Below are 21,003 nucleotides of genomic sequence, written 5' to 3' on the forward strand. Positions count from 1 at the left end.
TATTCTCACGTTTTTCACATCATAGCAAGAAGCTCTATTTTGACCAAAGGATAAAATTAATAAAATTTATATGAGCATTCTCCACCTAATGAGACTAGTTGTCCTTTATTTAGTTTTAACGTAATATCAACGCTGTCTTCTTTAATGATTTTATTTCGACTCAATAGATGGGAGAATAGCTCTCCTAGCCTTGGTTTTTTATTATTTAGTTGTTTTATTATCTCGTTCATCTTTTCATTTAAAATTTTATCATAAGTTATTTCGATATTATTATTAATAGCAACCATATCATAGATAAAATTATATAACTTACTTTCAAATGGTTGAGCTAAGGGAATATCTAGATTTATTTTATCGCTACTTTTTTTAAAAAATTTTATTTTTAATTCAATTAAATCATCAGAAAGAGTCTTTATACTATAAATTTGTTCTTGCTTAACAACATTACTCATAGAAAAAGATGTTGTTAATGTGTAGTAATCAAAAGAATCATTATATGATTTAATTAAGGTAATCCCTTCTTGATTTAGTAAATAATAAATTGCCTTTTTATTTTTCTCTGAGATATCTTTAGTTAAAGTTTCAAATTCTTCCATTGCCTCGTCTTGATCTTTACTTTTTATTTCTTTACCATTGAAAATATAAGTATTTCTATTTATATCTTTTATTAGTGCCTTTTTTATATTTAAGTTAGCATTATCATTTTCTAAGTTAGCATTATCATTTTCTAAGTTAGCATTATCATTTTCTAAGTTAGCATTATCATTTTCTAAGTTAGCATTATCATTTTCTAAGTTAGCATTATCATTTTCTAAGTTAATATTATCATTTTCTAAGTTAGCATTATCATTTTCTGTATCTAAGTTAGTATTATCATTTTCTATCGCTTTGCTTACGAGCTGTCTTATAGCACTAAAGTTAACTTGATTAAAGTTACTTTTATTAAGCTTTAAGTCTATTTCACCAGAACGTATTTTATTATCTAATTCAATATACAACTCAGCAAAAATTTGATCATTAAGCTCATTTTTATCTAACTTTTCATATAGACATTTCAATGCAATTTCATTAGAAAAAATTAATGAATGCCGATTAAATGCATTAATTATTGTTGACATTTTATTAAGTTGTTCATTGTCTATATCCGTTATAGAAATATTATAATTATCTATTGAAATCGTAATATTTTTATCATTATCATTAGTATTGATTTTTATTCTTTCTTTATATGCATCTGAAGCCATAGTTTTTAGCATTAAAACATGATATAGCATTTTAAAATTGTTTTTGTCATCAAATTTCTCTTCAACTACAATGTTTTCAACTATTTTTAGTGCTTTTTCTCTTTTGCTTGATTGGAACCAGTCTTTTATTTTATCCCATAATGACATCACATCTTTTGTTTTTTCTCCTTGTGATATTCTTAATATCTGTAAACTAGAAATATCATTGTGATTAATTTTTACGTTCATCATATTTCCCTCTTAAATTAACCATATAATAATTAAAATTATATTTAAGAGAAGAACACTTTTAGTGAAACTATGCTATAAAAAATCACCCACAATAAATAATATTAGTCGCATTTCCTTTAAATTTATGGAATTAAAAAACTTAATACGATCGGCAAGGTAATTGCTGCAAGCATGGTTTGTGAAGTAATGATCCCCGCCATTAGCTCAGAATCCCCTCCTAGCTGTCGAGTTAAAATATAAGAGGTTGGGGCTGTAGGGATAGAAAAGAAAATGACTAAAAGCATCATAACTAATGAAGACAAACCTAAAAAATTAGCAACACTATATGCAATTATCGGTACAATAAGCAACCGAGTCACTGTGTTAATACTAATCATTTTACTTTCTGCTTTTAGTGTTGATAAATGTAATGCCGCACCAATACAGATAAGCCCTAAAGGTAAACTAGTCGCAGCTAACAATTTTAGAAACTGATCGCTACCAAAAGGAAGCCCTATTCCTGATAAATTGATAGCAATCCCTATTACGCAAGAGATAATTAATGGATTTTTAATAATTGGGAAGATTAATTGACGAAAAGTTACATTTTGCCCTGCGGTTAAACAAAGCACTGAAGTCACATTTGATAGAGGAACCAAAGTTGCTAATATCAAAGCAGCTATTCCTAAACCCTCAACGCCAAATAAATCAGCGACAATAGCTAAACCTAAATAAGTGTTAAACCGAATATTGCCTTGAACGATCGCACCAAAACGGCCAGCAGACCAACCGGTTATTTTTTTTAAAATAACACAAAAAATAGTGGTAATGATGACTACTGAGAAAATAGCCCCAGCAAGGTGAGGTAATTGAGGATCAGATAAAGGAGCATTAGCCAAGCTATTGAGAAGTAATGCAGGAAAGAGTAAAAAATAATTTAATTTTTCAGCCCCTACCCAAAATGCGGGTTCAAATGCTTTATTTCTTCTTAAAATAGCGCCTAGCGCAATTAACGCAAATAAAGGCCATAACGTTAACAACACATTTTGCATAGTGTTTGCCCCAGAAAAATAGTCATAATTTACAATATCGTAACATTAGCAAAATTACCAACTGATATTGTTAATATAAAAGCTAATTCAAAAAATGATAAAAATAAAAAATTTTCGCATTTTAAGCCCAACTTTTTCTGTTCTATAATGCTAGGTATAATTTTTATGTCAATAAGGCACTATTTATAAATTTTATAAATCAATATACATTCGATAACAGTGTAAATTTGCCTGAGCCAAGCTAGAATAGTACTCTCGCTCTTCTAAAACAGTGAACCCTTGTTTTAAATAAAATAGCATCGCATTAGGCGTTGCATCTAAAAATAACTGAACAAAATTTCTTTGTTTAGCTTCATATTGTAGCTGTTTAAGAATAAGTCCTGCATATCCTTTTCCCATGCATTCCGGTAATGTAAAAATGGCTTCAGCAAAGCCAGTTTTAAGATCTAAAAAACCAGAAGCCACGGGAATAGACAACTTTTTATCATCAATAACATAGAAAGGATTATTAATAATAGATTGTCTATAGCCGTCAGGCATTTCATCAGGAGTCCAAGCGGCTAATATATCGGGCGGATAGACATGTTGACAGCCAAAACGTAACGCTTTATTTCTTAAATACCATAATCGTTTTGCTTCATGAGGCTCCGCAAGCCTAAGTTGAACACCTTCCATTATAACCTCATTAGTCACTGTAGATATTGCAATTATAGAAGTTATTATTCACTATTTTTATATTTTCTTCTTATACCACTATTATAATATTATTTTTATAATGTCCTAAGTGTATCCATTACGCCTGATACACTTAGGATAATTCACTTATTAGTTAACTATTTTAGTATGGTTATCTTATTATTTTCATCGTTATTACACTCAACATTATTCGAAGATGGTAATAATAATGCAATAACATATCCTAATAATAAAATAAAACGCACTATTACCATTGTATCTGAAGAAATAAGTAATGGATATGGTGTAAGGACCATGGTGCCAATGGTAAAGATCAGTGCAATAGTGATAGGATATTTGAAACCGAAATCTCTTACTCGTTGAGTTAAAATAAGTGCAAATACGTAGATTTGTGCTATTAATAATATGAATTCGACTATACCATAAGAACTAAAAGAGAATTGGTAAAAAAATAATTTATCAGGATCATTCTCAACGGAATCAGGTAACAAGGTCATAAATAACATATATATTAAACCGTTTACAATACCAAATAACACAGAAAAAACCACTTCTGCTCCTAAAAAAGAGAGTCTATCCCGTCTTTTTTCCTTCCATTGATAAACTATTTTAGTTTTCATATTCAATCCTTTCTATTTTAAAATTGTATTCTTTCATATCATATATAATATACTTAATATTTTTACCTAAACCTATATGTTTATAAGACAGTATAAGCAATTCTAACATCTTCTGTTTTGATTATTGAAAGAGACAATCAACAAAGTTATAAATACTTTTAAGCACATATGATGAAATTTTAAACGCACTATATCGGCTCAAAATAGACACTATCGCTCTTTTATCTAATTGATAATAGAGCGGTTTTATCATTTTAAAATTTATTTCACCATTTTATTGATCCACTTAATTTCTTCGTTAGTGAATCGAATATTGCTTTCTTTATTTGTATCAGTATCTTGCAAGATTTTGTCTTTAATTAATTGGCTAACAGGGACAATAATATTAAAATGGTCTCCATTTTTTATATTATAAATTTTCAGAGGAATATCGTGTTCCATTGCAACCACACGTAATTCATTGAATTCATCCCAAAAATAATCATGACCTTCAAAATAAAATGTTGGTGTTTTTATTGATTTAATATAGCGGTATACAGAACGGACATTAAATTCTTCTTCGTTGTTTTTATCAAAGGGTAATACAACCATCATCCGCCCTTCTGTGCGTAGTTTAAGATCAGGTATTCCTCCTAAAGAGAATATTGCCCTGAATTTATCACTGTATTCACTAGCCAATAATGCTCTCGTTCCCCCAGTGCTATGTCCTACTACGTAAATACGTTTAGGATCAACATAAGGTAATGACGCTAAATATTCTCTAGCTGAGTCTAAATCTTCTAATTCACCATAAAACATTTCATAGCGACCAGGGTTGGTATTTTCACCACGAAAAGAAGGTATCATGAGTACCATATTAGGATCACGAAACGTCGCTCCTGTTTGGTCATTTTCAACTGGTTGTGGTGTCCAAAAATAATCATCTCCTCCTATCCCACCATATCCTCCATTCAGCCAAATCACCGCAGGTAGTTTATTTTTTTTATTCGCCGGCGGAGGGGTTAAATAAGCATACATATCACCTAGTTTGGCCGGATATTTAACTACATTGAATATTTCTGCTGGCGCTTCCCAAGGTGCTTCAGTATTGTCAAAACTATCATTTATAATTTGTGTTTTAAAACGCTGATGTGCTTCAAATAAGGTTTCATCGCGAACATCGATATTCGCATTCGCCGAGAAAGTACCAATTGTTAGTAAAGAAAAAATAAGCGCAGGAGCAATTTGTCTAAAACATCTCTTTTTTAGAACCATATCAATCAATTTCCTTATAGATTATTTAAGTAGTGGAATAATAGTATAGATTGCTTAAAAATTTTGAATAGCATTTTTCTTGAACAAAGAAAAATAGATGTAAAAAGTATCTTAATTGGAATGGTTAAATTGCTTAAAAATTAAATAGGCAGAAAACGACTTTTGTTTTGAGAAATTATTTTTAAACAACATTCTGTCCATACTTGAATACTTAAGGGCACTTTTCAGCCATTTTTGATGATTTTATGTACAAAAAAAGGCATCTTAAAAAAGATGCCTTTCTCTATAACTTATTGATTATCTTTGATTTACTTATTTTGCAGTTGTGCGAATTAAGTAATCAAAAGCGCTTAATGAGGCTTTTGCACCTTCACCCGCGGCGATAATAATTTGTTTATAAGGAACAGTTGTACAGTCACCCGCAGCAAATACCCCTTTAATATTGGTTTCACCACGTGAATCAACCACGATCTCACCAATTTTATTACGCTCAACAGTTCCGTCTAACCATTGTGTGTTTGGCAGTAAACCAATTTGGACGAAAATACCCGCTAAGGCAATATCATGCATTGAATCGTTAGTGCGATCTTTATATTTCAGTCCTGTTAACTTAGTGCCATCTCCATATACTTCTGTTGTTTGGGCATTTAAGATAACATCGACATTACTTAAGCTACGCAGTTTATTTTGTAAAACAGCATCGGCTCTCATTTCTGAGGCAAATTCTAGTACGGTCACGTGCTCCACTAAACCCGCTAAGTCAATGGCAGCTTCAACACCCGAGTTACCACCACCAATAACAGCCACTCTTTTACCTTTAAATAGAGGACCATCACAATGTGGGCAGTATGTTACACCGCGAGTACGGTACTCGTTTTCACCCGGTACGTTCATATTTCTCCAGCGAGCACCCGTGGCAATAATTAAGCTACGGGTTTTTAAAATCGCACCAGATGCGGTTTCAATTTGGTGTAGATCACCTTCCGCTGCTCCCGGAATTAAACGGCTGACAGTTTGGCTGTCAATGACATCAACTTGATAATCATCAACATGAGCTTTTAAAGCCCCAGCTAATTTTGCACCTTCTGTTTTAGGTACAGAGATATAGTTTTCAATATCAACAGTATCGAGAACTTGTCCACCAAAACGTTCACCGATAAGACCTGTATTTAAGCCTTTACGTGCAGCATATACTGCCGCTGATGCCCCCGCAGGGCCGCTTCCGACAATCAAAACATCAAAGGCATCTTTTTTATTTAATAACTCTGCAGTGCGTTTTTCTGCATTGCTATCTACTTTGCTAACAATTTCAGCTAAAGTCATACGACCTTGGCCAAACTCGTTGCCATTTAAGAATACCGCAGGAACGCCCATGATATTACGTTCCTGAATTTCATTTTGGAACATGCCTCCGTCGATCGCCGTATGGGTGATGTTCGGATTTAAAATCGCCATTAAGTTTAATGCCTGAACAACATCAGGGCAGTTATGACAAGAGAGCGAATAATAGGTTTCGAAATGAAACTCACCGTCTAACTGACGAATTTGTTCAAGTAATTCTGGGGCTTCTTTAGATGGATGACCACCGGTTTGTAATAATGCTAATACTAAAGAAGTAAACTCATGACCTAATGGCGAGCCTGCAAAACGAACGCCAGTTGTTTTCCCTGGGTTGGTAATAAGAAAAGATGGTTTGCGCACATTAGCACTGTTATCTTCACGGTATGTGACTTTATCAGATAACGGTTCAATTTCTTTTAATAAGGCTTGGATATCAGCAGAATGTTTGCTGTCGTCTAATGTTGCAACTAACTCAACTGGCTGGGTTAATCGTTCTAGGTAAGCTTTCAGTTGAGCTTTTAAATTATTATCTAACATTTTTGCACCCTCAATAAAATCGGGTGCCGAAACACCCGATAAATAACTACGTTAGTAGCTTCTTTAGTGGCTTGATTCTTATTTAGAATTTTTTAGATTTTGCCAACTAAATCCAGTGATGGAGCTAAAGTTGCATCACCTTCTTTCCATTTTGCTGGGCAAACTTCACCTGGGTGGCTAGCAACATATTGAGCCGCTTTTACTTTACGTAACAGGTCAGCTGCATCACGGCCAATACCTTCAGCAGTAATTTCGATTGCTTGGATGATACCTTGTGGGTCAACAACGAAAGTACCACGATCTGCCAGACCTTCCGCTTCACGCATATTTTCAAAGTTACGAGTTAATGCGCCAGTTGGGTCACCGATCATGCCATATTTGATTTTACCGATAGTTTCTGAGCTGCTATGCCATGCTTTATGAGTAAAATGAGTGTCAGTAGAAACAGAGTAAATTTCTACACCCATTTTTTGGAATTCTTCATAATGATCAGCTAAGTCACCTAATTCTGTTGGACAAACAAAGGTAAAGTCAGCTGGATAGAAGAAGAAAATGCTCCATTTGCCTTCGACGTCCTTTTCAGTCACTTCTACGAATTGACCGTCTTTAAATGCCATGTTTTTGAATGGTTTGATTGGGGTATTAATTAAAGACATTGTATTTCCTCCTGTTTGGTATGAATCTAATGTACCTATTCCAATTGAGAATATCTAATACATTCCTACTATCATATCAATAGGTTTTACCTAATGAGTTTAATAAATTGATAGAGATAGATTAACGAAATGTAGCGACTAACGCAAATGACTAAAAAAAATACAAAAAAACACGATTTAATGACAAAAAAAGCTAATTATTGCTATTTTTAGCAGTAAAACTATAAAATTAACTCTATAAAAAGTAACAATTATTTTTTCAATTTAGCGCTTTTTATCACATATATACAGATCAAATCTCTTTGGCGGTTTTTAAAATAGTATAAGTGCATTTAAAAGCGGCCTGTTGGATCCGATAAATATCTTGTTTATCGGTGGTAGATTGTACAACTGCATCACCGGCTTGAAAACGTTGTAGCTCTCCCCAAGGCGCTTCCATTGCAAACTCAGCGGTTTGTTTTGGAACAATAAAATAATTCATTTCAATCCCTTTAGGGATAAAAACTTGATAGCCTTGCCTTATCGGTGTGATGCTTTTCGCTTTGTCTACATCAGCCAGATTATAGCGCTGAGTAAATTTATCTTTTCTGACCAAAATTTCTTCATTACCTGTTGCTGGACAAATATTTTGTACAACCCAATCACCCGCTTTGGCTGGCTCCGAAATAGTTTCAACCCCTTCACCTTTTATGTAAGTGGTGATCACTTCCCCTTCTTTTGCAGGTCTGGCTAAAACGGGTTTGGTTTTGATAGCCACACCAGTGATGGCCATTTTCTCCGCTTGAGCAAAATAAGAAATGCGATCTTTTTGAGGTAAATGAGTGAGTGGTTCAGCCACAGAAAATCTAGGTAGCAAGGCAGAGGCGAGAAATAATATTGCTATGCTATTTTTATAATGTTTGTAAGGCATATAGGTACTGTTTATCTTATCTGTCATCTTATTTATCTTATCTATCATCTTATTCATATAGATGCATGGGTAGCATTTTGGTTTTACCATATATCAATGGTATCTCGAATATTATGACAAATTAAAAAATAACAGTATCAATAAAATCAGCAAGTAATGAACTAAGAATAAAAAAGCGAGGAGTCTCACAACTTATAATAAAAAACTAATAAAAAACTAATAAAAAACCACTGAAATAGTTATAAAGTGCCTCATTAGTAGTGAGAACTATTTGAAAAAACAGTGCGTTGAAAAAAATGATGACATGATAAAAGAAATATGCGAGGCAGCATGCTCAAAACGACAGAAGCTATAGCATATGGATAGCCTCTGTCTAGCATTATCATAGTCTACCTGTTTTTCGTAACGCTCGTCGAAAATAGGATACTGGCATTTTAGGACAAATTTGCTCTTTGACGGCTGGATTATTTTCTAGCTCTTCTTTTTCAATATCATTATTTTTGCTTCTGTTCCGTAATGGTGTTTCTGTTTTATTCATCTTCCCTTACCTCAGAGATCAATGCCTCATTAATGGCTTCTATTTTTTCGACTGCTTCATTAAGTATAAAAGCAATGCGTTGCGCTTTTTCTACAGAAAGTTGTTTCAATACTAACTTATGACGTAATACCGCTTTTAATTTTCCTACCGCAAATTCGATTTCCTCAGAAACTCCCCCTGCGTTTTGTGATAAATCACGTGCATAAGCCAGTTTATTTTGAATATTTTTTTCTGTTTCTTGGTTTTCTGCTAAAAATGCTGAACCTTCTGGCGTAATACTATAATTTTTACGGCCTTTTTCAGCGATATTAGCAACAACTAAATCTTGCTCTTCTAATAGTGTCAGTGTTGGATATATAACCCCTGGACTTGGTACATATAGTCCTGAAGATGCTTCATCTATTCCTCGAATAATTTCATACCCATGGCTAGGTTTTGCCGCGATCATACTCAACAAAAGGACACGTAAATCACCATGGTCAAACATACGTTTTAATTGACGACCTTGGCCTCTTCCTTTTCCTTTACCAGCACCACAACCTCGGCCATGTCGTTTACCATGCTCTTGCTGTTTTTCACCGTGACAGCAGCCATGTTCGGCATGATCATTATGCTCATGACTTTGCTCACCCTGTTGGCAACATTTGCCATGACCTTCTTGGTGATGGCCTCTTTCACCATGACAACAATGTTCATTATTGCCATTGTGGTGTTGTCCTCTGTGTTTACCTTTACCACCACAACGTCCGATGCCATGACCACCATTATCGGTGTGTTGTTGATAAAGCGAATGTAACGCTTGGATCATCATAATATTCCCTCATTTTTTAGATATATCGAAATCATTGATGACCAATATAATCCGATATATCTAAATGATCAAGTTTTAGATATATCTATTTACTTTATCTATCATAAGGAATAGTAACAATATGATTTATCTATAGTTACATTCTATCATTCACTCCTAATTATGAATGATTCTCATTCTCGAGCTTGATTTTATGTGCTATTTATAACGAAAATAAGGAGCTAGACAAACGAAACAAGCAAAGGAAGGAGTAACTTTAGTGACAGCGTCACTTTTATAAGGGTAAACTAAAAAAGTTAGCAACCTTTTCCTTGCTAACTTTTACTATGTTAAATAATAAATAGAACAAAATAGCTATTTTAATGCAGATAGGACAACTTTTTTAATATAGTCGTACCCTGCTTTAATATGCTCTTCACTCCATTTATCAGTGTTTTTTATCGTTAATTGTAAAAGACTTAAGTGGTTAACTTGCTTCCATTCATCTTTACCTAAATGACATTGTTGACAAAACTGAGCAGGTATATCATCGCTATTACGAGCACACAGCACTAATAGGTTGAGATCTGGCTTATATTGGCTCTTTATTTCTAAATTTTTATAAATAGCATTATTTAGCTGATTTTGTATTTTTAAACATTGGTTGCCTTTAAGAGCAATGGCAAAAGTGAGTTTATTAAAATCTGAAACTGGCAAAATATGAATAGCATAAGAGATACCCGATTTTTCAAATTCGTTCTCTTGTTTTAATTGTTGTTCCAGTTTTACTCTAGCTTCCCATTGATTTTGAGCGCATTGCCCATACCCAAAATGATTAAAAGCATATAGCTGATGGATCCCCCACATTGATGCAACCGCAGGTGCTGATTGGATCCCATCAATTTCATCGGGAATATTCCCCTCTTCTGGGCACAGTTTTGGCGGGTTAGCGAGAAAACGACTTAATCGAGCATCTTTTATACAAACAATCCCCGTAGGATAAGGAGAAAATCCCGCTTGAAATGGCTCAAAAGAAACAGAATCAGCTCTTGATAGCTGAGTAAAACTATCATAAATATCTGAGGTTAACTCAAGTAAAGGTGCTTCTTGCTTAAGTTTATCGCACAATATGTTATAAGGGATGATGCTATTATTTTCGTCAAGAAACAGGCTTTTCATATAGCCTAATTGGGATGCATCAATGTGAATATAGAATGAGTTGTTATGTTGTTTTTCACACTCTTCACGTAATTCGAAAAGAGGCTTAAGTTTGTCAATGCTACCGTATGTCGATGAGCCTAACACGCCAATAATACCGAGTATCGGCTCTCCCTGCTCTATTAAGCGAAGCACAATATGACGCGTTTTAGCTATATCTGTTTTAAACTCTTCATCTATTGGTAAGGCAATGAGATTATCATAACCTAACCCCAAGATATCCATCGCCTTCTTCCAAAATTCGAAGCGGTATATCGGTACTAGTAATTTACCTAAATGCATCGTTCTTGTCATGCCGGTGCCACGACAAGTTAAATGGCTGACATCATCAAAAATATCTCGCTCATATAGCTGTTCACTGATGGATAAAATATCAGTGATAGACATATTAAATAACTCAAATGCTTTTTTATCTGCAACCAGATCTCTTGATTTTGGATGACGTGCAATCGCCATCGGCAGTGTTTTTAAATTTCTCAAAGCCCACAAAATTTCATAACAAGCAAAAACATGACTGGTGGTAATATGCCCAAATGCTTTATCTGGTTCAAAACCGATTAGTTTACACAAATCATGAGTTATTTTTTGCTCTTGCTGTTTTTGTATGGGTGAATGTTTGTTAAAAACATTATCAGCATTATAGGCCAGTGCAGAAAGGTAGCCTAATTTCGCCAATCGCATGACGGGAGAGTTGTAATGTGAGAAATAAGGCTCAATCTCAGGTTTATTATTCATTAGCTGCTGGTTTAAATTATTTAAAATATCACCATAAGATCCCTTCACAGCTTTATTTTCAATGGTATTGCTTTTTATTTTGTTCTCTAATCTCTCATTAGTATTTATCTGTGAGTTATTTGGACTAGAATAAAAGGACTCACTATCCATCAACATCTTTACCATCTCTCGATGATAACATGTTAGGGTATCCACGGTTCGGGTATCAAACACACGCTCTGCAGCACTCAGACAGGTTTCTTTGTGATTTGCCATCATCGCACCTATATATAAATTTTTGTTATCAATTTTAATCAGAATTGAGTTTATTTTACGTAAATAATTAGTCTCTTTTTAAATGATATACTACATGATGAGTAAGAATCTTCTTTATTTTATTGATATCAGATAAGATTTTCCAAGTTCGTTCTAAAGTTTTTACTTTTTCATGATAAATGATTTAGTTTTATTAATTAGTTTATAAATTTCATTATCAATTTTGATTTATGCTATTTTTCAAAACTTATTATAATATTTTTACCATAGTCGATACTTAAATCTGTTTTATTTTAAATAAGTGATTTTTTATCTTAGATAAGATGGATTATTAAGTGAGGTTTATTTTTATAATGACGCAAAAAGCACAGGATCATATTAAAGCTTCTTAAATTTTTTATAGAGAATAAAAAAACACATAATATCTTTATTATGTGTTTTTTCAGAATAATCGTGATTGAGAATGAGAATGCTTTTATAACTTATAATAAATAAAATAAATTTATTTTAGCTCTACACCAGTGATTTATTCATATCAATCTCAAGCACTACTTTACCAATTAAGTCACCAGACTCCATTAATTGATGTGCTTTGGCAACTTCTTGTAAAGAAAAGACCGCATTAATAATAGGCTTAATTTGACCTTTGATAATCAACGGCCATACTTGTTGTTTTAATTCTTGTGCTATATGCGTTTTTTCTTCTGGCGTTCTAGAACGCATGGTAGAACCTGTATGAATTAATCGCTTAAGCATCAGTGGCATCATATTTAAGTTTTTAGGGGCCCCTTTCATCATGCCAACTTGGATCACTCTGCCAAATTTCGCCGCAACTTGATAATTTTTTTCCACATAATCGCCGCCGATAATATCAAGTATGACATCAACGCCTTTACCTTGAGTTAATACAGGAATTTCTGTAGCAAAATCTTTCTCACGGTAATTAATAACATGATTAGCCCCTAATTTTTGGGCAACTTCGGCTTTTTCTTTTGAACCTACCGTTGTGTAAATTTCACAACCAAGATTGTGTGCTAACATAATCGCCATAGAGCCAATCCCAGAAGTGCCCCCATGGATCAAAACCGATTCCCCTGCTTTTAACTGACCGAGTTGAAATAGATTTGCCCAAACAGTAAATAAATTTTCAGGTAATGCTGCCGCTTCAATATCGCTTAATCCTTGCGACGGTAAAGCGATATCTTCATGGACTAAACAATATTCAGCATAACCGCCACCAGCAACTAAAGCACAAACACGATCACCTATTGCCCATTTTGTACAATGTTCACCTAATTTCACCACTTCCCCAGCAATCTCTAATCCTAATATAGGAGATGCATCGGCTGGCGGTGGATAACTACCTTGACGTTGAAAAATATCAGGGCGATTAACACCCGCTGCATTAACTTTTACCAACATATAATGAGGGGGCAATGACGGTAATGGGCTATTTTCTAATTGCAGTTTATCAACGCCACCGGGTTCAGTAATAACCACTTGCGTCATAAAAGCAGGTAAGTCATTATTTTTTATCATGATGTCACCTTACTTAGAAATGAATGAGATCTTTATCAACAATCACTATCGCATAAAAATAGTCATTTTATTTAAGTAATGATGTTATTGAGATAAATTTATTTTTGCATAGAACAAATTATAAACACTGTTATAGCCATCCCTGTTTTTGATGCTGAGTACAAATCGGACATAAGGTGGCATTAGGCTCCCAAGCAAAAAAAGCAAGGCGGCATTTATCACATTGTGCATCATAATAATGGTAATGTGTCGGTGTGCTATTTTTAGCAATTTGTTCTACGACTTTTATTGATTTTGGAAAACAGACAACTTGGCAGTTCATACAACCGGTGCAACGTTTTTCATCAATGATAAAGCGATTATCTTCGATTGTGATTGCACCTTCATCACACACCTTGGCACATGCAGAACAAAGAATACAACTTTCTTTATCTAATTGAATATGGAACCAGCTATCTTGCGGATAAAGCTGTTTCCTGGCATTTAATCCTGTTTTTACGTGACCTTTATTAAGTGGCTTTTCATCTAATTTTTGTCGAAATAGCATAAAGCGACGACCACTATCAACCGGTTCAGGCTCCACTAAAACTAATTGCCAAATAGGCTCTTGTAAGGTTTTTAATTGCAAATTAAGTTGTGCGAGTATCGGCAACCACTTATCAACCAAGGGTTCCGCTATTTTCATACCGCGTATTTGATACTGTCGATGCCAAACCAAAAGCTCTTCAATACTGGCCAGTGGTTCATCATGATTAATGACTAATAGATTATCTTGAAAGCTACGTTCATGGGGGGAGATATTTTCTATAGCATCAACAGGGCAAGTAAATAGACAATTACCGCATTGGAAACAACGCTCATTATCTATTTCAACGTTCAAAAGACTAAAAGTGATAGCGTCCACAGGACAGACTTTTGAACAGCTATCACAAAGGCTTTGTTTGAGGCGTTTCCTAACACATTTATCATTAATGATAGGTTTAGGAGGAAGATCTACCCTAATAAAACGCCTCATACTTCATAACTCCATTACTATTACTTAACAATAAAAAATGCAAATCGGTTAAGTATTTCAGCAATTAACAGGACAATACCGCTACCCCAAATTAGAGATAACCCAGAAGTAAATACAGCTATACGATATTTATACAGGCTATATCCCATCATTAATATACTGATAATAGACAATATCCATGCAGATATTCTTAATCCGAAAGTCTCATTATACGCAATTATAGGGGTATGAGGAAAAGTAATTGCATCATTGGTTAATTGTATTTCTGACATCCATGATAAATAAAGTGGTTGCTCTGCCATACGGATAGTCACGGCAAGAAAAATACCAACCAAAGCACTTAATACTATTTTTTTAGCAAGTTCGCCATCAGCAAAGGCTTTAACCCTTATTGAAGTGATTAATAACGTGATCACCGCTCCCGCAGAAAAAACAGAACCGATAAACATAAAATAGGTATTAACATGCATCCAAGTTATCATCGATGTGCTGTAATAAAGCGAAGCCATACAGAAAATATCCACTAACCCCAGTAAACCGATAATGGCTAAGAGGGTTTTATTCATATGACCTTTTATTAGTACTAGCAAGGTATATAAACATAGTGCGCCCAGGTAAAGAGCAGCAAAGATAATCTCACGGCTTAGCCATGATGATGATATATGGCGTAAGGCATGAAACGCATTCCACGGATATCCCATATGCAGTGTTGAGGCTAATAATCCTAAGCATCCCAATATAGCACTTGTCAGTAATACGGGGCGCAAAGTGCGTGTTGCTCGTTGATTACCTATTTCTTTCTCTAACCAACAAAAATAGAGGGCAGTAAAAATAGTAACACCAACAGAACTTTGTACTAACAAAGTAAAGGTAACTAATGGCCATTCACTCATGCTTGGTTCCCTCCTTTTTTAATTGCACCAGTATGTGGTTTGATGACCAAATTAGGGTGAGTGATTGTAAAATCAGGTAACCCTTGAACTTGGCTTAAATGACCATATTTAGCGCGTAGATCTTTAATTTTTCCAAACTTAATCGCATTTAATGGACATGTATCAACACAAATAGGATTTTTACCTTCTGCTAATAAATCTACGCAGAAATCACATTTCGACATTTGTCCTGTTTCAGTATTCATTTGTGGTGCACCATAAGGACATGACCATGAGCAATAACCACACCCAACACATTTGCTGGTATCAACACGGACAATGCCATCTCCGGGGCGTTTATGCATTGCTGTTGTTGGGCAGTTTTTTACACATATAGGATCGTCACAGTGATTACATGAAATCGTTAATGTGTATGCAAAGACATTATTTTCAAATGCACCTTGCCCATTAGGTGCAAATCCCCCGCCCTGTATTTCATAAATACGGCGAAAACGGCGCCCAACCTCTAAATTATTTTTATCTTTACATGCAACTTGGCATGCTTTACAACCTGAGCAACGAGAAGAATCAATAAAAAAACCAAGCTGTTCATCGCTAACAGGCGCATATTGTTTGAATTCACTCATGCTTTGGTTACCTCAACTAAAACGGTTAAATGTGAATTACCATGGGCTAATGGTGTCATACGTGTTGATGTCAAAACGTTAGGGCACCCACCATGATCAACACCGTCTTTATCAGGAGACCACCAAGCCCCCGCCTGTAAACCAACCACACCAGGAATAATTCGCTCGGTAACTAAAGCGGGTATTTGGGTGATCCCTCTGTCGTTATAGATACGCACCATATCGCCATTTTTGATGCCTCTATTTTGTGCATCAATAGGGTTTATCCACATTTCTTGGCGTTGTACCTCTTGTAACCAAGGGTTAGCATATTGCGTTGAATTAGCTCTATTTTTTCCTTTCCAAGTTAACATTTGTAGTGGATATTTCTCGGTCAATTTATCTTCTGGACCTTCAATTGCAGGAACATAATGAGATAATGCAGGAATATCGACATTATTCATGTCATAGAGACGTTTAGAGAAAATTTCAATTTTTCCTGATGGAGTTGGGAAAGGATGATTTTCTGGATCACGAATATTTTCTTCAAATGCAACAAAAGGTGCATCTTTGAAAAGATAGCGGCGAGTCTTGAGTAATTCATCAAAAGTTGGGAAATCAGGTCTATCTTTAAAGCGTTCTTTGTTAGTATTAACGAGATAAGCTATCCACTCTTTTTCTGTTCGTCCTTCGGTAAAAGCCTCTTTGACTCCCATTTTCTCAGCAACATCGCTGATCCATTCATAATCAGAACGTCTTTCAAAAGCAGGTTCAACGACTTTTTCTGACAGTAAGAAATAGTTGCCCGTTCCCCATGTATTACCGATATTCCAACGCTCTAAAAAGCTCGTTTCTGGTAAAACTAAGTCTGCGTATTTGGCTGACGGAGACATATATAGATCACTAACAACGATAAACTCTACTTTAGATTCATCTTCAAGTAACTTAGCTGCCGCATTAACATCAGGGTTTTGATTGACAAGATAGTTACCCGCTAAAGAAAAGATCATTTTGATATTACTATCAAGTTTATCGACGCCAATAAGGCCATCTTCTGGCGTCACTTTGCTCGCATCCTCAACAGCTTGCATCCAATTCATAATGGATATTTGTGCAGTTACCGGATTTTTGCCAATATTAGGACCACGAATAGATTGACGGTTACCAATTCCGCCATATCCAGCCGCCCAAGCGCCTTTTTTACCCACATTCCCAGTAATTGCTGCTAATAACGTTGAACCACGGGCGGTACGTTCACCACAAATATGACGTTGTGGCCCCCAACCTTGAATTAAGGCCGCGGGTTTTGTCATCGCATATTCACGTGCTAATTGACGGATAGTATTGGCTGGGACTCGTGTGATTTTTGTCGCCCATTCTGGGGTTTTCGCTATACCGTCTTTTTTCCCTAATAAATAAGCCATTAATGATTCGTTAGCTGGCACCCCTTCTGGCATATGATCTTCATCAAAACCTACCACATATTTATCGATAAACGCTTTATCATGTAAATTTTCGGTCACAATGACATACATCATTGCATCCATCAGTGCATTATCTGTGGTAGGAAGTAATGGGATCCATTGATCAGCTAAAGATTGGGCTGTATCTGAATAACGAGGATCGACAACAATAAATTTGGTCCCATTATTTTTCATTTTTTGAAAATAGTGATTGGTGTGACCAAAAATGGTTTCGTTGGGATTATGTCCCCACAAAATAACTAAAGGCGTATCCGCTAAAGTATCAAGAGAACTTCCTGTTTTAGATACGCCATAAGTATAAGGTGTGACTTTAGCGGTATTCCCTAAGCTCACTGAGTGATAATAAGGAAGATATCCTCCTGTGAGATTAAAGAGTTTTTTCATCATAGTATCACCAGAGAAGATCCCCCCAGTGACGGCGGTATTTACCGTAAGAAAACGACTTGCTGCACCATGCTGTTGAGTTAATCGTGTTACATTCTCAGCAATTAAAGAGGTTGCTTCATCCCAAGAGATACGCTCAAATTTGCCTTCACCGCGCTTACCCACACGTTTCATGGGATATTTAAGTCTATCCGCATGATAAGTGAATTTACGATAACCTCTACCTCTTACGCAGGCTCTCATTATCGGCATTTGTTCATCTAAATCAGCATCTGGTCTTGTGGTAATACGGGTAACAATTCCCTCTTTAACATGAGCTCGGATATCACATTTACCACCACAGTCAAAGGTGCTGCATGTTGCGACGACAGTAGCAGGTTTCTCATCAATGTTGGCAATAGGTAGGCTTTTATCAAGATTGGCCTGTGCATTTTGTGCGAAAAAAGGCATACTCACTAATGCTGCACTGGCTTGTACAAAATGACGACGCGTTAATGGCATCCCCTCTTGATTAGCAAGCCTTTTTTCTTGTTTTTTTATAGACATATCATTCTCACATAACTATTTTTATTAATGAAAATGATAAAAGATAGTGGATAACCCTTATTGATACATATCAATACCACTTAATAGGTAAGCGAATGTTTCAAAACTCCATTCGTCTTTGTATGGGATCTGCCATTTTATAAGGAAAAGCTAATTCAAGTTAGCATTAAGTTGTATCAAAAATACATTTAGCTAACTTTACTTAGGAAGTGTTAACAGATGATTAATTTCTGTTGGCAAAACGAAAAGTTAAGAAAATAAAGTGAATAAGATGTTAATCCTTGAATAAAATTTCTTGAGTTCCCTCCTAATTTTTAGTTTTACCAAAGATAATTTAGCAAATACCCTATGACTTCCTTAAAAAATCGAATAATATACCAATCGTGTATAGGGTTAGCGCAAATTATTCTAAATAAGTCACCAAACAAAACACGGGCTTAATCAATCTATATCGTTTTTTACATTCAGAATTATTTCTATGCGTACCATTATTCCCCTTACCAATTACAGCAATGTGTGTTAAAATTGACACATATCAATATTTTTATTTGTAATGAGCAAGCTTATGATCCCAGAAAAACGCGTCGTTCGCCGAATCCAATCTGGCGGTTGTGCAATCCATTGTCAAGATTGCAGTATTAGCCAGCTCTGCATCCCGTTTACTTTAAACGAGCATGAGCTTGATCAACTGGATAATATTATCGAGCGTAAAAAACCTATCCAGAAAGGTCAAACCTTGTTTAAAGCCGGTGATGAGCTGAAGTCACTTTATGCCATTCGTTCAGGAACTATTAAAAGTTATACGATCACTGAAGAAGGCGACGAACAGATCACAGGTTTTCATCTTGCAGGTGACTTGGTTGGATTTGATGCCATTATCAACACCGAACACCCAAGCTTTGCACAAGCTCTTGAAACATCAATGGTTTGTGAAATACCATTTGAAACACTAGATGATTTATCAGGCAAAATGCCTAATTTACGTCAACAAATGATGCGTCTAATGAGTGGCGAAATCAAAGGTGACCAAGAGATGATCTTACTGCTATCAAAGAAAAATGCAGAAGAACGTTTAGCCGCCTTTATTTATAACCTCTCTCGCCGCTTTGCGCAGCGCGGTTTTTCACCTCGTGAGTTCCGTTTAACCATGACTCGTGGTGATATTGGTAATTACTTAGGCCTGACAGTAGAAACTATTAGCCGACTATTAGGTCGTTTCCAGAAAAGTGGTATGTTAAGTGTAAAAGGTAAATACATCACTATTGAAGATAGTGAAATGTTAAGTGAACTCGCAGGCAAACTGCCTTCCTCAACAGAAGCTTAATCTTTTACATTACATCACCTATTTTTATAACGGGGCACACAAATTTTTGTCCCGTTTTCTATTTTGTGCTATTGCATTTTAGCTTCTTGGGTTATCTTTAAAAATGTAGATGGATAAATCCAGCCCTAAAGAGGATATAGCAATGGAAAAATATCAAAACCTTCTCGTTGTCATTGATCCTAACCAAAATGACCAACCAGCACTACGTCGTGCTGTTTATATCGTTCAGCGTAATGGTGGGCGGATAAAAGCTTTTCTACCTGTTTATGATCTCTCATATGACATGACCACCCTTTTATCTCCCGATGAACGTAATGCGATGCGCAAAGGCGTGATTAATCAAAAAACCGCTTGGATAAAACAGCAAGCTCGCTATTATCTTGAAGCCGGCATTCAAATCGACATAAAAGTGATTTGGCATAACCGACCGTATGAAGCCATTATTGAAGAAGTGATCACCGATAAGCATGACTTACTGATTAAAATGGCTCATCAACATGATAAGTTAGGCTCCTTAATTTTTACTCCCCTAGATTGGCAATTGTTAAGAAAATGCCCTGCTCCTGTATGGATGGTAAAAGATAAAGAGTGGCCAGAATACGGCACTATTGTTGTCGCCGCTAATCTGTCCAATGAAGAGTCATATCATGATGCATTAAATTTAAAGTTAATTGAATTAACTAACGATTTATCTCACCGTATACAAAAAGATCCAGACGTTCATTTACTCAGTGCCTACCCTGTTGCACCCATTAATATTGCAATTGAGTTACCTGACTTTGATCCTAACCTTTATAACAATGCTTTGCGTGGACAACACCTTATAGCGATGAAAGAGCTTCGCCAGAAATTCTCTATTCCTGAGGAAAAAACACATGTCAAAGAAGGATTGCCTGAGCAAGTTATCCCTCAAGTATGCGAAGAGCTAAACGCGGGTATTGTCGTATTAGGTATTTTAGGGAGAACCGGACTTTCTGCCGCTTTCTTAGGCAATACAGCAGAACAGCTGATCGACCATATAAAATGTGATTTACTCGCTATCAAACCTGATGGCTTTACCTGTCCTATCACTGTCGATTCAGACAACGAATAACGCTTTTAATACTGTATAACAAAACGCCCGCTATCACTTAAATAGTCGGGCGTTTTTTATTAAA

The 21,003-nt window shown here is 35.4% G+C and carries 18 protein-coding genes; 2 read left to right on the forward strand and 16 right to left on the reverse strand.

The window, feature by feature from the left end; translation table 11 throughout:
* Positions 1-56: 56 nt before the first annotated feature.
* The 16 genes from AACU95_RS01275 to AACU95_RS01350 all read right to left on the reverse strand — a co-directional run bounded on the left by AACU95_RS01275 (position 57) and on the right by AACU95_RS01350 (position 18,522).
* Complete coding sequence (locus tag AACU95_RS01275) at positions 57-1,475, reverse strand: hypothetical protein (protein WP_161737148.1); 1,419 nt, start codon at positions 1,473-1,475, stop codon at positions 57-59.
* Between the two features lie 122 nt (positions 1,476-1,597).
* Entirely contained in the window at positions 1,598-2,506 is a 909-nt protein-coding gene (locus AACU95_RS01280; RefSeq protein ID WP_017628124.1) for an AEC family transporter, read from the reverse strand.
* A gap of 192 nt (positions 2,507-2,698) precedes the next feature.
* Entirely contained in the window at positions 2,699-3,181 is a 483-nt protein-coding gene (locus tag AACU95_RS01285; RefSeq protein ID WP_004248035.1) for a GNAT family N-acetyltransferase, read from the reverse strand.
* 158 nt (positions 3,182-3,339) lie between these two features.
* A complete protein-coding gene (locus AACU95_RS01290; RefSeq protein WP_004242866.1) occupies positions 3,340-3,822 on the reverse strand; it encodes a hypothetical protein in 483 nt (160 codons plus the stop codon).
* A 261-nt stretch (positions 3,823-4,083) separates the two neighbouring features.
* A complete protein-coding gene (locus tag AACU95_RS01295; RefSeq protein ID WP_004251279.1) occupies positions 4,084-5,076 on the reverse strand; it encodes an alpha/beta hydrolase family protein in 993 nt (330 codons plus the stop codon).
* A 312-nt stretch (positions 5,077-5,388) separates the two neighbouring features.
* Positions 5,389-6,954, reverse strand: a complete 1,566-nt coding sequence (gene ahpF, locus AACU95_RS01300; RefSeq protein ID WP_012367904.1) for an alkyl hydroperoxide reductase subunit F — start codon at positions 6,952-6,954, stop codon at positions 5,389-5,391.
* Positions 6,955-7,046: 92 nt separating this feature from the next.
* Entirely contained in the window at positions 7,047-7,610 is a 564-nt protein-coding gene (ahpC, locus tag AACU95_RS01305; protein WP_004242845.1) for an alkyl hydroperoxide reductase subunit C, read from the reverse strand.
* 292 nt (positions 7,611-7,902) lie between these two features.
* The gene (locus tag AACU95_RS01310; RefSeq protein ID WP_012367903.1) at positions 7,903-8,610 is read right to left on the reverse strand and encodes a hypothetical protein; all 708 of its coding nucleotides are present in this window, start codon (positions 8,608-8,610) and stop codon (positions 7,903-7,905) included.
* Positions 8,611-8,902: 292 nt separating this feature from the next.
* Positions 8,903-9,058, reverse strand: coding sequence for a hypothetical protein (locus AACU95_RS01315; protein WP_004242841.1), 156 nt, complete (start codon positions 9,056-9,058; stop codon positions 8,903-8,905).
* Positions 9,051-9,869 carry a PadR family transcriptional regulator gene (locus AACU95_RS01320; RefSeq protein ID WP_017827809.1) on the reverse strand — a complete coding sequence of 273 codons (819 nt, stop codon included), beginning with the start codon at positions 9,867-9,869 and terminating at the stop codon, positions 9,051-9,053. The genes AACU95_RS01315 and AACU95_RS01320 overlap by 8 nt, the downstream gene beginning before the upstream one ends.
* Positions 9,870-10,223: 354 nt before the next feature.
* Positions 10,224-12,056, reverse strand: coding sequence for a swarming inhibition tyrosine decarboxylase DisA (disA, locus tag AACU95_RS01325; RefSeq protein WP_017628132.1), 1,833 nt, complete (start codon positions 12,054-12,056; stop codon positions 10,224-10,226).
* 513 nt (positions 12,057-12,569) lie between these two features.
* Entirely contained in the window at positions 12,570-13,595 is a 1,026-nt protein-coding gene (locus AACU95_RS01330) for an NAD(P)H-quinone oxidoreductase (RefSeq protein WP_004242837.1), read from the reverse strand.
* Positions 13,596-13,725: 130 nt separating this feature from the next.
* Positions 13,726-14,610: a 4Fe-4S binding protein gene (locus AACU95_RS01335; RefSeq protein ID WP_141192111.1), complete on the reverse strand. Its 885-nt coding sequence runs from the start codon at positions 14,608-14,610 to the stop codon at positions 13,726-13,728.
* Between the two features lie 20 nt (positions 14,611-14,630).
* A complete protein-coding gene (locus AACU95_RS01340) occupies positions 14,631-15,503 on the reverse strand; it encodes a dimethyl sulfoxide reductase anchor subunit family protein (protein ID WP_004248022.1) in 873 nt (290 codons plus the stop codon).
* The gene (locus AACU95_RS01345; RefSeq protein ID WP_004242832.1) at positions 15,500-16,129 is read right to left on the reverse strand and encodes a DMSO/selenate family reductase complex B subunit; all 630 of its coding nucleotides are present in this window, start codon (positions 16,127-16,129) and stop codon (positions 15,500-15,502) included. The genes AACU95_RS01340 and AACU95_RS01345 overlap by 4 nt, the downstream gene beginning before the upstream one ends.
* Complete coding sequence (locus tag AACU95_RS01350; RefSeq protein ID WP_004248020.1) at positions 16,126-18,522, reverse strand: DMSO/selenate family reductase complex A subunit; 2,397 nt, start codon at positions 18,520-18,522, stop codon at positions 16,126-16,128. Before AACU95_RS01350 ends, AACU95_RS01345 begins: the two co-directional genes overlap by 4 nt.
* A gap of 565 nt (positions 18,523-19,087) precedes the next feature.
* Here AACU95_RS01350 and AACU95_RS01355 point away from each other — a divergent pair.
* Both AACU95_RS01355 and uspE read left to right on the forward strand, forming a co-directional pair.
* On the forward strand, positions 19,088-19,846 hold the full coding sequence (locus AACU95_RS01355) for an FNR family transcription factor (protein ID WP_004248018.1): 759 nt from the start codon (positions 19,088-19,090) through the stop codon (positions 19,844-19,846).
* 142 nt (positions 19,847-19,988) lie between these two features.
* Positions 19,989-20,939: a universal stress protein UspE gene (gene uspE, locus AACU95_RS01360; RefSeq protein ID WP_141192110.1), complete on the forward strand. Its 951-nt coding sequence runs from the start codon at positions 19,989-19,991 to the stop codon at positions 20,937-20,939.
* Positions 20,940-21,003 lie beyond the last annotated feature (64 nt).

Origin of the sequence: Proteus sp. G4415, assembly GCF_963896075.1 — a bacterium.
GTDB lineage: Bacteria > Pseudomonadota > Gammaproteobacteria > Enterobacterales > Enterobacteriaceae > Proteus > Proteus mirabilis.

Coding starts and splice junctions, on each gene's coding strand:
- AACU95_RS01340 (WP_004248022.1), bottom strand. CDS start 15,503: ATGAGTGAATGGCCATTAGTTACCTTTACTTTGTTAGTACAAAGTTCT.
- disA (WP_017628132.1), bottom strand. CDS start 12,056: ATGGCAAATCACAAAGAAACCTGTCTGAGTGCTGCAGAGCGTGTGTTT.
- AACU95_RS01335 (WP_141192111.1), bottom strand. CDS start 14,610: ATGAGGCGTTTTATTAGGGTAGATCTTCCTCCTAAACCTATCATTAAT.
- AACU95_RS01330 (WP_004242837.1), bottom strand. CDS start 13,595: ATGATAAAAAATAATGACTTACCTGCTTTTATGACGCAAGTGGTTATT.
- AACU95_RS01355 (WP_004248018.1), top strand. CDS start 19,088: ATGATCCCAGAAAAACGCGTCGTTCGCCGAATCCAATCTGGCGGTTGT.
- AACU95_RS01310 (WP_012367903.1), bottom strand. CDS start 8,610: ATGGTAAAACCAAAATGCTACCCATGCATCTATATGAATAAGATGATA.
- AACU95_RS01345 (WP_004242832.1), bottom strand. CDS start 16,129: ATGAGTGAATTCAAACAATATGCGCCTGTTAGCGATGAACAGCTTGGT.
- AACU95_RS01275 (WP_161737148.1), bottom strand. CDS start 1,475: ATGATGAACGTAAAAATTAATCACAATGATATTTCTAGTTTACAGATA.
- AACU95_RS01295 (WP_004251279.1), bottom strand. CDS start 5,076: ATGGTTCTAAAAAAGAGATGTTTTAGACAAATTGCTCCTGCGCTTATT.
- ahpF (WP_012367904.1), bottom strand. CDS start 6,954: ATGTTAGATAATAATTTAAAAGCTCAACTGAAAGCTTACCTAGAACGA.
- AACU95_RS01290 (WP_004242866.1), bottom strand. CDS start 3,822: ATGAAAACTAAAATAGTTTATCAATGGAAGGAAAAAAGACGGGATAGA.
- uspE (WP_141192110.1), top strand. CDS start 19,989: ATGGAAAAATATCAAAACCTTCTCGTTGTCATTGATCCTAACCAAAAT.
- ahpC (WP_004242845.1), bottom strand. CDS start 7,610: ATGTCTTTAATTAATACCCCAATCAAACCATTCAAAAACATGGCATTT.
- AACU95_RS01350 (WP_004248020.1), bottom strand. CDS start 18,522: ATGTCTATAAAAAAACAAGAAAAAAGGCTTGCTAATCAAGAGGGGATG.
- AACU95_RS01285 (WP_004248035.1), bottom strand. CDS start 3,181: ATGGAAGGTGTTCAACTTAGGCTTGCGGAGCCTCATGAAGCAAAACGA.
- AACU95_RS01280 (WP_017628124.1), bottom strand. CDS start 2,506: ATGCAAAATGTGTTGTTAACGTTATGGCCTTTATTTGCGTTAATTGCG.
- AACU95_RS01315 (WP_004242841.1), bottom strand. CDS start 9,058: ATGAATAAAACAGAAACACCATTACGGAACAGAAGCAAAAATAATGAT.
- AACU95_RS01320 (WP_017827809.1), bottom strand. CDS start 9,869: ATGATGATCCAAGCGTTACATTCGCTTTATCAACAACACACCGATAAT.